The sequence below is a fragment of the Thiorhodovibrio winogradskyi genome (genome assembly GCF_036208045.1).
Lineage (GTDB): Bacteria > Pseudomonadota > Gammaproteobacteria > Chromatiales > Chromatiaceae > Thiorhodovibrio > Thiorhodovibrio winogradskyi.
This window is the reverse complement of sequence record NZ_CP121472.1, coordinates 223385-238118: the sequence shown is the minus strand read 5'-3', so window position 1 is coordinate 238118 and position 14734 is coordinate 223385. Positions and strand designations below refer to the sequence as shown.

The following is a 14734-nucleotide window of genomic DNA, read 5'->3' as shown; positions in this document are numbered from 1 at the left end:
GCGAATCAATTGATTGCGATGACTGCGATGCTTGTTTGGATGCGCTTTGGTTCATAGCAGAAACTCAGCCTCGATGTCCGCCAGTTCAGCCTCGACCTGGTTGCGCGGCTGATAGACAGGTGCTCGCTGGGCATAGAGCACACCAAGCGCCAGACCGTCGTCACCCTGAATGAGTCGCGCGGCTTCGCTTGGGTCCGCCGGCGCGGGCTCGGCAATGGTATGCACGGCCTGCTTCCAGGCCTTCTGCTCTGGGCGAAAGGTCTGGCAAGGGCTCAGCACCTGCACCAGCGCGAAGCCAGGATGCTCCAGCGCCTGTACCAACAAACGCACCAGTTCATTGGGAGAGCCGGCAAAGCCCCGGGCGATAAAGCTGGCGCCGGCGGCCAATGCAATGGCTGCCGGGTGAAACCTGGGCACGCCCGTGCCTCGCGGGGTGAGTTTACTGTGTGACCAGTCGGGCTGGGTCGTGGGCGAGGCCTGGCCCTTGGTCATGCCATAGACCTCGTTGTCCATCACGATATAGGTCATGTCCATGTTACGCCGGCAGGCGTGCAGGAAATGATTGCCACCGATGGAAAAGCCATCCCCGTCGCCGCCGGTGACCACCAAGGTGAGATCCGGTCGCGCCGCCTTGAGCCCGGCTGCCAGCGCCAAAGCGCGCCCATGCACCCCATGAAAACCATAGCCGTCGATATAGGCCGGGATGCGCGAGGAGCAGCCGATGCCGGAGACAGTGACCACTTCATCTTTCGGCAACCCGAGATAGGCAAAGGCCTTGGTCAGGGCCGCCAGCACACCAAAATGTCCGCACCCCGGGCACCAGACCGGCTTGATCTCGGACTTGTAGTCCTTGGCTCCCAAGGTTGTCGAAGGATGCCCGGCGCGCTCCGTGCTAGCCCGATTTGTTCTGGCCCAATTTGTTCTGGGATTAGTCATCGGCGGACTCCGCGGCAATGGCGTCGAGAATCTCCGCCGGGCGCAGCGGCAGCGGTCCCGAGCGGGAAAAAGACCTGGCCCCCTCTGGCAGGGCCGCCTCGGAGCGCAGGTAATGGAATAACTGCCCGTCCTGATTGAGCTCCACCACCCAGACGCTAGCACCGGCCGTGGCGGCACGCAGTGCCTCACGCTGCAGCGGAGCGATCAGCCGCACACCAATCACGCGGGTTGGACGACCGCTGGCCCTGAGCCTGGCGGCCGCCTCGAGCACGGCACCATGACTTGACCCCCAGGTGAGCAGACAAAGATCGCCCGCGCCCGTCATCTCACCAGTGATCTCGGCCCAGAGCGAGCCAACATCGAAATGCGTCAGCTTATCGCGCCGCTTGGCCAACTGCGCGCCATGGTCGGCGGCCATGCTCGAAGGGGTGCCCGATTCGTTGTGCTCAAGCCCATCGGCGGTGTAGCTGAGACCCGACAGCCCGGGAGCGCTGATTGGCGAGATGCCATCCTCAGTGAGCTGGTAGCGCCGGTAATCACTTCCCGGAACGGCTTCAGCGCAGCGACGGCCAAGGGGTAAATTGGGCAGATCGGGCATCTCGGGCGGGTCGACAATGGAGCGTGACTGCCCCAGCAACTGATCAGACAAGACAATGGCGGCGGTTTGCAGATGCTCGGCCAGTCGCGTGGCCCAGTGCAGGGTCAGCACACAGTCGGCAATGTCCAGCGCGGCCAGCACCAGGTGGGGCGCGTCACCATGGAGCCCATGGAGGGCGATGTTCAGATCCGCCTGCTCGGACTTGGTTGGGATACCGGTGCTCGGCCCGCCGCGCATCACATTGACCACCACGATGGGGGTTTCGCTCGCCACCGCAAGCCCAATTCCCTCCATCATCAGGCTGAGCCCAGGACCAGAGGTGGCTGTCATCGAGGGCACACCGCCAAAGGAGCTGCCGATAATCATATTGATGGAGGCCAGCTCGTCCTCGGCCTGCAACAGCGCCCCGCCCAAACGCGCGAGGCGCGGGGCCAGCCACTCTAGAACCTCGGTGGCCGGGGTGATGGGATAGGCAGCCACAAAACGCACGCCACCGCGTAGCGCGCCCAACCCGGCGGCCTCGTTTCCGCTCAGACTCCAACGGCGCGGCACCTCGGGCAGTGCGGAGCGTGAACGCCCATCCGTTGGCAACTGCTGGTAACCAAGGCGAATGCACCCATGCGCTGTCTCTGTGACCTCTGGCCCTTTGGTGTTCAGAATCGCGGCAGCGGCGTCGAGCACCGCCTTGAGCGGCAAGGCGGCGCAAGCCGCAATGGCGCCGACCGCCACCATGTTGAAGCGCCCGCCAGGGAGTGCATCGGCGAGTTCGCGCAGATTGATCCATCGTGTTTGCGCGCGATAGGCTTCGAGCTCGGGGGGCAGTTTTCCGGCGCCGGGATCCGCCAGGATGAGGGTCTCGGCCGTGAGCGGAATCTCGCCGGCAAAGCGGGCGAAATTCCCCCAGTCGAGCGCGGCCAGGATACTGAAGCTGTCCCCCATGCAGGTCACGGGCGCGGGGCCAAAGCGCAGCATGGCGGCCGACTCACCACCGCGAATCTGCGGGCCAGCGGAGCGGGTCATCAAGCCATGGTTACCGGCGCGCGCCGCCGCCTCGAGCACCAGCATGCCGGCGGTGACGGCGCCGCTCCCGCCCGAGCCGGTGATGGCGCAGGATTGATAACAATCAGACATTCACTTCTCGCTTCGGCCCGGGCCAGCGCCATTGCGACAGGCGCGACCTGGCACCAGATTATTCCGCTTCAGCCCCAGAGCACTGGAACCAAGGCATCAGACATCATCAAGCTGGGAGGGCTATCAGGCCTTCAGGCGACCGCTGAGCACGGGCTTCAGGCGCTCGAGCATGCCCTGATGGACGCGCAGATTTCCGGCCAGGACATTGCCGGTGTCGAAAAAACGATCACCACCGGCCATGTCGGTCACTGTGCCGCCGGCCTCGAGCACCAGCAGGGCACCAGCGGCGAAATCCCAGGGCGAAAGGCCGAACTCCCAGAAGCCGTCGATGCGCCCGGCGGCCAAATAGGCAAAATCCAGCGCCGCCGAGCCAGGGCGTCGCACGCCGGCGGTCTCTGGCACCAGCACCCGCAGGGTCTCGAGAAACAACTCGAGTTGCGCCTGGTCCTTGAAGGGGACGCCGGTGCCAAGCAATGCACCACGCAGATCGCGCCTGCTGCTGACGCGCAGGCGCCGGTCATTGAGCAGCGCGCCGCCGCCGCGACTGGCGGTGAACAATTCCTCGCGCAGCGGGTCATAGACCACCGCCTGCTGCATCTGGCCGCGATAGCGCAGCCCGATGGAAATGGCAAACTGCGGAAAACCGTGCAGATAATTGGTGGTGCCGTCGAGCGGGTCGATCACCCACTCGAACTCATTGCCTGCCTGCTGGCCGCTTTCCTCGGCAAGAATCGCGTGGTTGGGGTACTTACCACGGATTTCCTGCAGAATGGCTGCCTCGGCGGCGCGGTCAACCTCGGTGACAAAGTCATTCGGCTGCTTGGTGGTGATGGTGAGTTCGTCACGCCGCTCAAAAGAGCGCATGATAACGCGCGCGGCGGAGCGTGCGGCGCGAATGGCGATATGAAGCATGGGGTCCATGGACTCAGAATACTCCAAGAGCGCCCGGAATGGCACCCGTTGTCTTGCCCGCATACCATCGGGCAGAGGCACGACTTGCTGGTTTTCAGTCACGCCTGTCCAAGTTGGCCGCCCAATGGCGCGGTGCTAAGCTGGCAAGGATGCTTTATCATTCATAGACGCAACCCCGCACTGTCCGGGAAATTTTATATTCATTCGCGTGTTTGCCAGAGCGTGGCCTCCGCATCCCAAACGCCATGTCATTTAGCCTCGAACTCATCAAAAAGCTCGACACCGTTGAGCCCGGCCTGCGCATCGTGCTGTTCGCCATGCTCGAGGAAATCGAGCGCCATCGCGAGCAGAGCGTCACTCGCCATGATTTCGCCGACCTGCGAGCCGAGATCCTCGAGAATCAGAAAAAAACCGATCAGGCTCTGGACCGCCTCACCGAGGCTCAGAATCGCACCGAGCAGTCCCTGCAGGAATTCCAACACAAAACCGACGCGGCTCTGGATCGCCTCACCGAGGCTCAGAATCGCACCGAGCAGTCCCTGCAGGAATTCCAGCGCAAAACCGACGCGGCTCTGGATCGCCACGAACAGGCTCTCGACAGACTCACCGCGGCACAGGACCGCACCGAACAGGCGCTCGACAGGCTCACCGCGGCCCAGGACCGCGGCGAACAATCAATGCAGGAAATCCGCGAGACGCTGGGGATACTGGTGCGCCACGACGAATCCTCGCGTTCACAGATCGGCGGACTCTCGCGCAGCCTGGCCTATTCCCTGGAAAACGAAGCCTACCGTGAGCTTCCCCGTTTTTTGGCCACGCATGGCATTCAAGTCAAGGATCGCATCATTCGCGGGACCATCGACGGCCGAGAGATTAACCTGCTCGCTCCCGCCGTGCGCGATGGCGAAGACGTCATCGTGGTCGGGGAGTCGGTCGTGCGCCTGGATGACAATTCCAAATTTGGCCAGCTCGAGCGCCACCTGCAATTGGCCGAGCGACACTACAAGCTGCCAGCCATTCCGGTCCTGGTCACCCACTTTGCCGAACCACCGCAGCTCAAGGCGGCCGCGGACCAGGGCATTATGGTGGTGCAAAGCTTCGAGTGGATCCAAGGCGCATGATAGGGACCACTTCGCCCGACCAGTCCCAGCTGACGCAAAATCACCCTCCGCGCCTCCGCTCCCATGACAGATGACGACCTGAGCCCAGGGTTGACCGCCTTGGCGCGTATTCGCTTCGTTTTGGTGGAAACCAGTCTGACCGGCAATCAGGGCGCGGTGGCGCGAGCCATGAAAACCATGGGGCTGGAACAGCTCGCATTGGTGAATCCGCGCCACGCCCCCGATGCCGAGGCCCTGGCCCGCGCCGCCGGTGCCGATGACATCCTGCAGCGGACGCGCATTCATGACAGCCTGCCGGGCGCGCTCGGCGATTGCCGACTGGTGATCGGCGCAAGCGCGCGCCGCCGTGCAATCGAGTGGCCCCTGCTCAGCCCAGCCGCCGCCGCCCGGCACTTGCTCGAGGAGGCCGCGCGAGGGCCGGTCGCGCTGGTGCTGGGCCGCGAAAGCTCCGGGCTCAGTAACGATGAGCTGGCCCACTGCCATTACCTGACCCAAATTCCAGCGAATCCAGCCTTCAGCTCGCTGAATCTGGCCGCCGCCGCTCAGGTGTTCGCCTACGAGATTCGCCAGGCCTGGCTGGCCGAGAACGCCGCACACGACACTGCCCCCGATGCCCCGCCAACCGCGGCGCGGGAGACATTGGATACCGCCAGCGCCGAGGACATGGCCGGGTTCTTCGAGCATCTGCGCGAGACCCTGATTCGGGTCGGCTTCGCCAAGCCCGAGCAATCACACAAGCTGCTGCGGCGGCTGCGACGCCTGTTCAACCGCGCCCGCCCCGACCGCACCGAGCTGAATATTCTGCGCGGCATGCTCAAGGCACTCGGGCGCGCCGCCGACGCCGACAATACCGCCGCCAACAACAATTAAACCACCCTGCTCAACCCGCCATCATGCTCCAACGACTTCGCGAAGACATTCATTGCGTCTTCGAGCGCGACCCAGCCGCGCGCAACAGTTTCGAAGTGCTTACCACCTATCCCGGCCTGCACGCGGTGCTCATGCACAGACTCTCGCACCGCTTGTGGCAGGCGCGTTTGTTCTGGCTGGCGCGTCTGTTATCAAACATTGCCCGACTGTTCACCGGCATCGAGATTCACCCCGGTGCCGACATCGGCCGGCGCTTTTTCATCGATCATGGCATGGGTGTGGTCATCGGCGAGACCGCCGTTGTGGGTGATGACTGCACCCTTTACCACGGGGTCACCCTGGGCGGCACCAGCTGGCAGAAAGGCAAGCGCCACCCGACCCTGGGGAGGGATGTGGTGGTCGGCGCCGGCGCCAAGGTCCTCGGCCCCATTGAGATTGGCGCTGGCGCGCGCATCGGCTCCAATGCCGTGGTCGTGAAGCCGGTGCCCGCCGGTTGCACCGTCATCGGCGTGCCAGGCCGGGTCATCGAACGCCCCGCCGATGCCGCCAGCCGCCGCCGCGCCGATACCGCCAAGCGCATTGGCTTTGATGCCTATGGCGCCACCCGCGATGTGCCGGATCCGGTCGCCAACGCCATCAACCGCATGCTTGATCACATTCATGTGCTGGACCAGCGCGTCGAGACGCTATCCCGCACCTTGGAGGAGCATGGCCTGACCCGTCATTTCGAGCATCTCGATGATCTTGATAACTGCGAGATGGAATCCGCCACCGAACAGCACAGTGTCTGATGTTCGCCATGACAGTCTCCGCCAGAGGCAAACAGCTCCTGCCAGCCTCAGCCAGCGACCCTCGGCGAAAAATTGATGGATTTACTCAGCTATCGTAGGATGTCTTATCGTTTTCCATCGCAAGGAGTCGCCACGCATGAGATTGACCACCAAAGGCCGTTACGCGGTGACCGCCGTACTCGATCTGGCCATCCACCAGGGCCAGGGTCCGATCGCGCTGGCGGACATCGCCCGCCGCCAGGGCATCTCCCTGTCCTATCTTGAGCAGTTGTTTGCGAAACTACGCCGACAACGACTGGTTTGCAGCGTGCGGGGTCCGGGAGGGGGTTACAACCTGGCGCGAGAAACCGATGAAATCAAGGTGGCGGAAATCATTGCGGCGGTCGATGAGCATGTCGATGCCACCAAATGCGGTGGCGCTGGCGATTGCTATAACGATGGCCCCTGCCTGACCCATGATCTGTGGCTGGATTTAAGCCACAGCATCTACGAGTATCTCAATAAGATCAGTCTGAAAGACCTGGTCGAGCGTCGCGGTCAGCCCACCGACGCCGAGCAAACGCGGATCGGGCAAGAGCCCGTTATGGCAAGGTCAAAAGCCCAGCCCAGCCAGCTTCCGGCAAGCGCCTGAGCGGATGCCTCCACATCCCAGCCCGGTATCAGGATCAGTCTCAGGATCAGTCTCAGGATCAATGTCGTCCGCACCTCATGGCCGCCCCCACGACTGAACGCAACACTTTGTTTGAAAAAATAAGCGACAAAAGGCTCGACAAAAGGGCCTGGCTCGAGCGCATCGCCCGCGCGCTGATGCAACTGCTCGCCCGACTGCCATTGCCGATCGTCCATCGCCTCGGCGGCACCGTCGGCACACTGGTTGCCTGGCTCCCCAACCGCCAGCGTCGCAACACGCTGATCAACATTGGCCTATGCCTGCCGGGCCTCGGCCGGGACCAGGCCACCGCCCTGCGCGACAACTGCCTGCGCGAATTCGGCAAGACCTACGCGGAAATCGCGCATCTTTGGCTACGCCCCAATGATGAGGTACTTCGCCTGGTGCGCGAGACCAGGGGCACCGAGTTGCTCGCGCGTCAACCCGGCACCGGACTGATCGTTCTCTCCCCGCACCTGGGCGCCTGGGAACTTGCCGGCCAGTATCTGGCGGCTCAGGGGCCCACGGCGATTTTCTACAAACCGCAAAAATATCTGGATGACTTGATTCTTACCGCGCGCAAGCGCGGCGGCGCGACGCTTGCGCCCATCACCGCAAGAGGTATCCGTGTCCTGGTGCAGGCACTACAGCGCGGGGACTATGTCGGCATCCTGCCCGACCAGGCACCACGGGCGGACAAGGGTGCCGTATTCGCACCCTTTTTTGGCATCCCTGCCTACACCATGCTGCTGGTCAACCGGCTAGCGCGCAAAACAGGCGCGCCCGTTGTTTTTTTATTTGCGGAACGTCTTGACCAGGGACGGGGCTATCGCGTCCACTGCCTCAGAGCACCCGAGGCCGTCGCATCGGATGACGATGAAGCAGCCGCCGCGGCATTGAATCAGGGAATTGCCGAGTGCGTGCGCGTCTGCCCGGAACAGTACCTCTGGCCCTACCGGCGCTTTCGTGAACGACCCGAGGGGCTGCCAAGGTTTTACGCCGGACAATTATCCGACAGCGCCGCCTGGCGGCAGGTCAAGCAGCTAAGAGCGCGGCTTTCAAAGCTCAAGACATCCGAGACGGAATCTTGAAGGAAGTGGGCGCTCGCCGCCAAAGCAAAATCAAGCCGGCACGCGCGATGGGCGATTCCAAAACCAGGGTCATAGGAGGGGCAGGGTCATGGAGGAGCGCCAAAACGGGTGGGACGATATAGCGGATGAGAGAGCGGATCAGAAACCGCCCCCTCACCCCCTCGCCAAGCCCTGGATTAATCGGCTATCTTGGTCGTGGCGCTGTCGCTGTTGCCTTGACTATCCATCCAGCTGATCTCAATGGCGTCGCCCGGCTCACCCCCTTTGAACTGAAAGGACAGATAGGGATTTTTGGAGACGCCACCACTCCACTGGCCCTTCATGACCACCTGATCCCTCCATTTGCCCGTGACTTCCTGGATAAAGTGCGCGGGAATGGTTTCATCGGTTTCTTCGTCCTTGCGCAGACCGGTTTCCATCGGATGCGTCATCAGTGTCTTCACCGTGGTCACGCCATTTTCTAGTTTGGCGCGGATTCGAATGCTGCTAGCCATGATTTCATTACCTCTCGCACAAGCTTTAGGCGCTTGTCGCTAATCTGATTTGGTCTTGTGTCTGAATGTCACGTCGGAAACGGGGTTACTCGCCATTCACCCCGGAGCCAACCCGGAGTCCCGTCTGGGCTGGAGCGACCGCGCCTCACGCACCGCATCCGCCAGCGGTCACTTCCACCATCCTCGCGGCACCGAAAAGTCCCTTTGGCGTTTGCACCACGGCGATCACATCCGCGGTCTCCGCCATCTTGATATTCAGCGACACATAGGGCACGGCATGCTCGGGCAACTCGAAGGAGGCAATAAGCGGTCTCTGATTTCCGGCCGCGAAAATCGTGATTGACTTGGCATCCTCAAGATCCGTCGAGACGGTCACCCGCACTGCCGCGCTGTTCTCGGCAACGGGTGGTGCTTCAATCTTGACGGCATCACTGTTCTCGAAGGTCTCGGAACCGAGCAGATCCTTCATTGCGGCGGCCTTGTCTTCCGCCGTAAAAGCCGCCTCGGGCCAGGCTGCCAGCAGCGCTTGCGGGCTCAGCAGGCCGGCACCCGCCACCAGGCCAACACCCAGGGAACCTTTCAAAAGCTTTCTACGTTTTTGATCAATCATGGACTTTCTCCTTTGGGGCTGCATCCTGTTTCGCCGTCAATACCGCACGAAACCAGGAGGTTTTTTGGTTCGTATCTAAGCTTACCTGACTCGCAACTTTGTGCAACCCGGCCATGCGTCGCCGAAGATCGACTTGGCGGACGAATAGATTCACCCGATCAGTTAACGGACCGGCGACCGCCCATTCAGCAAGGGCCGCAAGAACTGTCCGGTCATGGAGCTGATGCAGGCAGCAACAGCCTCGGGCGTCCCGCTCGCCACCACCCGCCCACCACCGTCACCGCCCTCGGGGCCGAGATCAATCACCCAGTCGGCGGTTTTAATCACATCCAGATTATGCTCGATCACCACCACGGTATTGCCGCGCTCGCACAACTGATGCAGCACGGCGAGCAGATGGCGTACGTCCTCGAAGTGCAGGCCGGTGGTGGGCTCATCCAGAATGTACAGGGTGCGCCCGGTATCCCGGCGCGACAGCTCGCGGCTGAGCTTAATACGCTGGGCCTCGCCGCCAGAGAGCGTCGTCGCGCTCTGCCCGAGGCTGATGTAGGACAGGCCGACGCTCATCAGGGTGTCGAGTTTGCGCTTGAGCAGGGGCACCGGGGCGAAGAACTCCAACGCATCGGCCACGGTGAGATTGAGCACTTCATCGATGGTCTTGGCCTTGTAGCGAATCTCCAGCGTCTCGCGGTTGTAGCGCCGCCCGCCGCAAGCATCGCAGGGCACATAGACATCGGGCAGAAAGTGCATCTCCACCCGAATCAGGCCATCGCCCTTGCAGGCCTCGCAGCGCCCGCCTTTCACATTGAAGCTGAAGCGCCCGGCGCCGTAACCGCGCGCGCGCGATTCGGGCACGGCGGCGAACAGCTCGCGAACCAGGCCAAAGAGCCCGGTATAGGTCGCGGCATTGGAGCGCGGCGTGCGCCCGATCGGGCTTTGGTCGATATCGATGACCTTATCGAAATGCTCGAGCCCCCGCAGCTCGCGATAAGGCGCCACCTGAGTGCTAGCCTGATGCAGCTCGCGCGCGAGGATGGGGTAGAGGGTATCGTTGATCAGGGTGGACTTGCCCGAGCCCGACACGCCGGTGATGGCGCAGAAGGTGCCGACTGGGATGGCGATGTCGATCTCCCGCAGATTGTTGCCGCGTGCGCCGAGCAGTCGCAGCCAGCGCTCGCCGTCCGCCGCGCGGCGCTGGGGAGGAATCTCGATGCGGCGCGCGCCAGACAGATACTTCCCGGTCAGCGACTCGGGCTCGGCCATGATCTCGGCGGCGGTGCCCTGGGCGACGATGCGCCCGCCCAGCACCCCGGCGCCCGGGCCGAGATCGACGATCTGGTCGGCCGTGCGCATGGCCTCCTCGTCATGCTCGACCACAATCACCGTGTTACCGCTGTCGCGCAACCGCTTGAGCGTCTCGAGCAATCGAGCGTTGTCGCGCTGGTGCAGGCCGATGGAGGGCTCGTCGAGAATGTACATCACCCCCACCAGCCCGGCGCCAATCTGGCTGGCCAGGCGGATGCGCTGCGCCTCGCCGCCGGACAGAGTATCCGCGCCACGCGACAGGCTGAGATAGGTCAAGCCGACATCGGCGAGAAAGCGCAGCCGTTGGATGATCTCGCGCAGAATTTTCTCGCCGATGGCTGCGCGCTGGCCGGTTAATTCCAGCATCTCGAACCAGCGCAGACACTCGGCCACCGGCAGTGCCGACAATGCGGGCAGATTTTGGCCCGCGATGCGCACCTGGCGCGCGGAGCGGTTCAGCCGCGTGCCCTGGCAAGCCGGGCAGGGCTGGCGCGACAGATAGCGCCCGAGCTCCTCGCGCACCAAGGTCGAGTCGGTCTCGCGATAGCGCCGTTCCAGCATCGGCAGCACGCCCTCGAACACCCGTTGCTTGCCGCCGCCGCGCTCGTGCGGCAGCTTGAGCTTGAGCTTGTCCGCGCCGGTGCCGCGCAGCACCTGGGTTTGAATCGCCTCCGGCAGTGCGTGCCAGGGCGTGGCGAGATCAAAACCCAGATGCGCGGCCAGCGCCTCAAGCATGCGATGGTAATGGCGATTATTGCTGTCCCAGCCGCGAATGGCGCCCTCGGCCAGGCTGAGCGCCGGCTCCCGCACCACCTTATCGGGGTCGAAGAACAGTTCATGCCCCAGCCCATCGCAGGCCGGGCAGGCGCCGGCCGGGTTATTGAAGGAAAACAGGCGCGGCTCCAGCTCGCTCAGGCTATAGCCGCACCGGGGGCAGGCGAAATTGGCCGAGAAGGTGGTCTCGGCAATGCCCGATTCAGGCTCCATGGGCGCCAGGCGTACCAGGCCACCCGAGAGCGCCAGCGCCGTCTCGAGCGACTCGGCCAGGCGCTGGGCGCGATCCGCCCGCACCCGGAAGCGATCCACCACCACTTCGACAGCATGTCGCGCCTTGGCCTCCAGCGCCGGCGGGGCATCAAGCTCGCACAAGACCCCGTCGATGCGCGCGCGCACGAATCCCTGGGCATTCAACTCGGCGAACAGCGCCTGATACTCGCCCTTGCGATCTGTCACGATGGGCGCGAGCAACATCAGTTTCTCGCCCGCGGGGCGCGCCAGGATCTGATCCACCATCTGCGTCACCGTCCGCGCCGCGAGCGGCTCGTCATGTTCCGGGCAATGCGGCGTGCCGATGCGCGCGAACAGCAGGCGCAGATAATCGTGAATCTCAGTGATGGTACCGACTGTCGAGCGCGGATTGTGCGAGCTGGTTTTCTGCTCGATGGAAATGGCCGGGGACAGCCCCTCGATATGATCGACATCGGGCTTTTCCATCAGCGACAGAAACTGGCGCGCATAGGCCGAGAGCGACTCGACATAGCGCCGCTGGCCCTCGGCATAGAGGGTATCGAAGGCGAGCGAGGACTTGCCCGAGCCGGACAGCCCGGTCAGCACCACCAAGCGATTGCGCGGTAGGTCGAGATCGAAATTCTTGAGATTATGGGTACGCGCGCCGCGGATGCGGATTTTATCCATCAGGTGAAGTGACGACTCCTTGCAAAAAGAGCTTGCAAAAAAGATCCTCGCAAAAAAGGCCATGTAGTGGATCGCTATAGTACCCAATTCAATCAACCATGCCTTAAAGATGCGGCTGCTATACTGGCGTTCTAGCCCAGAGGCTAGCCAGACCAGCAAATGGCACCACAATAAAGGAGATCGCCCATGGCTACCGAACCCGTCGCCGTCGTGACCGGCGCCTATCGCGGACTAGGGCTTGAAACCTGCCGCCAACTGGCCGCACGCGGCCATCGCGTTGTACTGACCGCACGCCGTGAGGCCGAGGGCCAAACCGCCGCCGGCAAACTCGCCGCAGAAGGCCTGGATGTGCGCTTCCAGCCACTGCATGTCACCGAAGAACCCTCGGTGCTGGCCCTGCGCGACTATCTCGGCAAGGAATTCGGTCGCATCGACGTCCTGGTCAACAACGCCGGCATTTTCCCCGACCCACAACCCGGCACCCCAGGTTCCAGCATTTTTGATGCCGACCTCAGCGACCTGCGCAGCGCCTTCGAGACCAACACCCTCTCCGCCTTGCGCCTGTGCCAATGCTTGATCCCTCTCATGCAGGGAACTGGGTGCGTGGTCAACGTCTCATCCGGCATGGGCCAACTCAGCGACATGAACGGCTTCGCCCCTGCCTACCGCCTATCCAAGACCGCCATGAACGCCGTCACCCGTATCTTCGCCGACGAACTCAAAAACACTGGCATCAAGATTAACTCAGTCTGCCCCGGCTGGGTGCGCACCCAGATGGGTGGCAACAACGCCACACGTTCCATCGAGGAAGGCGCCCAGGGCATCGTCTGGGCCGCCACCCTGCCCGAAGATGGCCCCAGCGGCGGCTTCTTCCGCGACGGCCAGACCATTCCCTGGTAACGAAACATCCGTCGCCATGACGACAGCCCCGGTGGTCGCGGCTTCCACCGGGATAGCCGCACCGCCGTCACGCCATTTGACCACGCAGCAAGCAACCGCTAGACTTCAGGGTACTCGCCAAACGCGGGGCGCGTAGCTCAGTGGGAGAGCACTGCCTTCACACGGCAGGGGTCGCAGGTTCGAAACCCGCCGCGCCCACCATAAAATCATAGACTTACAGAGCAAGCGCGTAACTTCTCAAAAAGCAATGGCGTAACTACTCACCCCCCTCCAGCATAGATCTCCCCAAACAGCGCCATTTGGATGGCCACCAGGGGATTCTAGCCGCGATAGGCCATGGTCTGGAGATAGCTGGAGATACGGCAATAGGCTTCGGCGTACTGGCGGGTTCGAAAGCAACCGGAGACCTTCTGCTTGACCTTGCTCATGCGCAAGTCCCGCTCCGCGCGGTTATTGGTAAAGGCCACCTCCGGGCGCTTGGCGAACAGCAGCACCGCCGTCTCATGGCGCTCCAAGCGCTCCCAGAGGTTATGGGCATCAGACTTCGCCACCCGCCCGCGCTTGCCATCCTGGCGTGGCGGGATGGGTGGCAACTCCTTCGCGCCCCGGGCGAGGATGACGCGATAGCGCTTGGTCAGCTTGCGATACGCATCCTCCGAGAGGCACGGGTGTGGGCTGTTGGCCACCTGCTTGGCGGTGTCGAGCAGCAAGTCCTTCATCCGCGCCGCCCAGCGATAGCCGTTGGTCTCCACCACAAAGGTCAGCTCGCGGACCAGATGCGCACCGCACAGCCCATGGTCGCAATGGTCATAGGACAAATACGACGCCCAAAGTCATGGATGGTGACCCCACCATAGCGGGGAATGATGTTGATCGCCTCAATCGCCTCGCGTCCGCGTTTGGGCCCCGCGTTTGGGAACGGCGGAACTTCAGCGTGATCTCCCCGCCGGCGTAGACATGGATCCAAGACTTGGTACGCTCGACCTTGAGAGAGGTCTCATCGACATGGATGGCCGGGAGTTCGAGCAGCGCCGCAATGGCCTCCTGCTCCCAGCGGGCCAGGGCCAGATGCAACTGCATGACAGAGCCGAGCAGGGTCGCTTGTGAGACCACCTGCTCGATCAAGGTGTTGAGCAACTGCACCACCCGCTTGAGCGAGACCATCTGCGCCACCAGCAGATTGATCACAGAGGCGCGCAGGCCCAAGCCGTATTGCACCGGCCCGGCGAATGCCGAGGGGAAAGGTGCTTTGGTGCGCTGCCCGCAGTGCGGGCAGTCCTTGATCTCGGCATCCAGGTGATCGACGGTCTTCTCGAAGACGATATCGATGCGCGTGCGTCGCTCAACCCCCTGACTGGGGGTTTGGCTTAAATCCGCCGCGCAGTGCCCACACTGCGCGACGGGGAGCCTGGTGACCGTCTCAATGGTGCGGGTGTTGGGGCCGCGGTTGTGAGCAGGGTCGTGGCCTTTGGCACGCGAGCCGGATCGGGAGCCATTCGCTGAGTCCTCATCCTGATCGGTCTGCGACGGTGGCACCCCGGAGTTGCGGCTGGTCTTGGTGGTGGTTTTCTCCATGAACACCGCCATCAGCAACTCAAAGAGCATCAGCAACGCCTCGACCAAGGCACGCA

At 63.0% G+C, this 14734-nt stretch carries 14 protein-coding genes and 1 tRNA gene; 7 read left to right on the top strand and 8 right to left on the bottom strand.

What is annotated here, in order from left to right; genetic code table 11:
• Nucleotides 1–51 precede the first annotated feature (51 nt).
• The 3 genes from Thiowin_RS01285 to Thiowin_RS01275 form a co-directional block, all read right to left on the bottom strand.
• Nucleotides 52–936 carry a thiamine pyrophosphate-dependent enzyme gene (locus Thiowin_RS01285; RefSeq protein ID WP_328985948.1) on the bottom strand — a complete coding sequence of 295 codons (885 nt, stop codon included), beginning with the start codon at nucleotides 934–936 and terminating at the stop codon, nucleotides 52–54.
• On the bottom strand, nucleotides 929–2665 hold the full coding sequence (locus tag Thiowin_RS01280) for a 2-oxoacid:acceptor oxidoreductase subunit alpha (protein WP_328985946.1): 1737 nt from the start codon (nucleotides 2663–2665) through the stop codon (nucleotides 929–931). The genes Thiowin_RS01285 and Thiowin_RS01280 overlap by 8 nt, the downstream gene beginning before the upstream one ends.
• A 123-nt stretch (nucleotides 2666–2788) precedes the next feature.
• A complete protein-coding gene (locus Thiowin_RS01275; protein ID WP_328985945.1) occupies nucleotides 2789–3586 on the bottom strand; it encodes an inositol monophosphatase family protein in 798 nt (265 codons plus the stop codon).
• Between the two features lie 236 nt (nucleotides 3587–3822).
• Here Thiowin_RS01275 and Thiowin_RS01270 point away from each other — a divergent pair, with 236 nt between their 5' ends.
• From Thiowin_RS01270 to Thiowin_RS01250, 5 genes are all read left to right on the top strand, one after another.
• Nucleotides 3823–4698: a hypothetical protein gene (locus Thiowin_RS01270; protein WP_328985944.1), complete on the top strand. Its 876-nt coding sequence runs from the start codon at nucleotides 3823–3825 to the stop codon at nucleotides 4696–4698.
• A gap of 63 nt (nucleotides 4699–4761) precedes the next feature.
• Nucleotides 4762–5568: an RNA methyltransferase gene (locus Thiowin_RS01265; protein WP_328985943.1), complete on the top strand. Its 807-nt coding sequence runs from the start codon at nucleotides 4762–4764 to the stop codon at nucleotides 5566–5568.
• 23 nt (nucleotides 5569–5591) lie between these two features.
• A complete protein-coding gene (cysE, locus tag Thiowin_RS01260; RefSeq protein ID WP_328985942.1) occupies nucleotides 5592–6359 on the top strand; it encodes a serine O-acetyltransferase in 768 nt (255 codons plus the stop codon).
• Nucleotides 6360–6495: 136 nt separating this feature from the next.
• Complete coding sequence (gene iscR, locus Thiowin_RS01255; protein WP_328985941.1) at nucleotides 6496–6990, top strand: Fe-S cluster assembly transcriptional regulator IscR; 495 nt, start codon at nucleotides 6496–6498, stop codon at nucleotides 6988–6990.
• 77 nt (nucleotides 6991–7067) lie between these two features.
• The gene (locus Thiowin_RS01250) at nucleotides 7068–8099 is read left to right on the top strand and encodes a lysophospholipid acyltransferase family protein (protein ID WP_328985940.1); all 1032 of its coding nucleotides are present in this window, start codon (nucleotides 7068–7070) and stop codon (nucleotides 8097–8099) included.
• 176 nt (nucleotides 8100–8275) lie between these two features.
• On the opposite strand, the gene soxZ is transcribed toward Thiowin_RS01250, so the two are convergent.
• The 3 genes from soxZ to uvrA all read right to left on the bottom strand — a co-directional run bounded on the left by soxZ (nucleotide 8276) and on the right by uvrA (nucleotide 12203).
• The gene (gene soxZ / locus Thiowin_RS01245) at nucleotides 8276–8593 is read right to left on the bottom strand and encodes a thiosulfate oxidation carrier complex protein SoxZ (RefSeq protein WP_328985939.1); all 318 of its coding nucleotides are present in this window, start codon (nucleotides 8591–8593) and stop codon (nucleotides 8276–8278) included.
• A 145-nt stretch (nucleotides 8594–8738) separates the two neighbouring features.
• Nucleotides 8739–9203, bottom strand: a complete 465-nt coding sequence (gene soxY / locus Thiowin_RS01240) for a thiosulfate oxidation carrier protein SoxY (RefSeq protein WP_328985938.1) — start codon at nucleotides 9201–9203, stop codon at nucleotides 8739–8741.
• A 162-nt stretch (nucleotides 9204–9365) separates the two neighbouring features.
• Nucleotides 9366–12203, bottom strand: coding sequence for an excinuclease ABC subunit UvrA (uvrA, locus tag Thiowin_RS01235; RefSeq protein ID WP_328985937.1), 2838 nt, complete (start codon nucleotides 12201–12203; stop codon nucleotides 9366–9368).
• A 186-nt stretch (nucleotides 12204–12389) separates the two neighbouring features.
• Between uvrA and Thiowin_RS01230 the strand changes: the two genes are divergently transcribed.
• Both Thiowin_RS01230 and Thiowin_RS01225 read left to right on the top strand, forming a co-directional pair.
• Entirely contained in the window at nucleotides 12390–13103 is a 714-nt protein-coding gene (locus Thiowin_RS01230) for an SDR family oxidoreductase (RefSeq protein WP_328985936.1), read from the top strand.
• Between the two features lie 126 nt (nucleotides 13104–13229).
• Nucleotides 13230–13304: transfer RNA gene (locus tag Thiowin_RS01225), tRNA-Val, on the top strand.
• A gap of 119 nt (nucleotides 13305–13423) precedes the next feature.
• Here the strand turns inward: Thiowin_RS01225 and Thiowin_RS01220 are convergent.
• Nucleotides 13424–13921, bottom strand: a complete 498-nt coding sequence (locus Thiowin_RS01220; protein ID WP_328985935.1) for an IS66 family transposase — start codon at nucleotides 13919–13921, stop codon at nucleotides 13424–13426.
• Nucleotides 13911–14726, bottom strand: coding sequence for an IS66 family transposase (locus Thiowin_RS01215; RefSeq protein WP_328985934.1), 816 nt, complete (start codon nucleotides 14724–14726; stop codon nucleotides 13911–13913). The genes Thiowin_RS01220 and Thiowin_RS01215 overlap by 11 nt, the downstream gene beginning before the upstream one ends.
• Nucleotides 14727–14734: the final 8 nt, after the last annotated feature.

What these genes read in the sequence shown, in the direction of transcription:
- Thiowin_RS01250 (WP_328985940.1), top strand. Translation starts at nt 7,068, where the DNA reads ATGGCCGCCCCCACGACTGAACGCAACACTTTGTTTGAAAAAATAAGC.
- Thiowin_RS01275 (WP_328985945.1), bottom strand. Translation starts at nt 3,586, where the DNA reads ATGGACCCCATGCTTCATATCGCCATTCGCGCCGCACGCTCCGCCGCG.
- Thiowin_RS01285 (WP_328985948.1), bottom strand. Translation starts at nt 936, where the DNA reads ATGACTAATCCCAGAACAAATTGGGCCAGAACAAATCGGGCTAGCACG.
- soxZ (WP_328985939.1), bottom strand. Translation starts at nt 8,593, where the DNA reads ATGGCTAGCAGCATTCGAATCCGCGCCAAACTAGAAAATGGCGTGACC.
- soxY (WP_328985938.1), bottom strand. Translation starts at nt 9,203, where the DNA reads ATGATTGATCAAAAACGTAGAAAGCTTTTGAAAGGTTCCCTGGGTGTT.
- uvrA (WP_328985937.1), bottom strand. Translation starts at nt 12,203, where the DNA reads ATGGATAAAATCCGCATCCGCGGCGCGCGTACCCATAATCTCAAGAAT.
- iscR (WP_328985941.1), top strand. Translation starts at nt 6,496, where the DNA reads ATGAGATTGACCACCAAAGGCCGTTACGCGGTGACCGCCGTACTCGAT.
- Thiowin_RS01265 (WP_328985943.1), top strand. Translation starts at nt 4,762, where the DNA reads ATGACAGATGACGACCTGAGCCCAGGGTTGACCGCCTTGGCGCGTATT.
- cysE (WP_328985942.1), top strand. Translation starts at nt 5,592, where the DNA reads ATGCTCCAACGACTTCGCGAAGACATTCATTGCGTCTTCGAGCGCGAC.
- Thiowin_RS01230 (WP_328985936.1), top strand. Translation starts at nt 12,390, where the DNA reads ATGGCTACCGAACCCGTCGCCGTCGTGACCGGCGCCTATCGCGGACTA.
- Thiowin_RS01270 (WP_328985944.1), top strand. Translation starts at nt 3,823, where the DNA reads ATGTCATTTAGCCTCGAACTCATCAAAAAGCTCGACACCGTTGAGCCC.
- Thiowin_RS01280 (WP_328985946.1), bottom strand. Translation starts at nt 2,665, where the DNA reads ATGTCTGATTGTTATCAATCCTGCGCCATCACCGGCTCGGGCGGGAGC.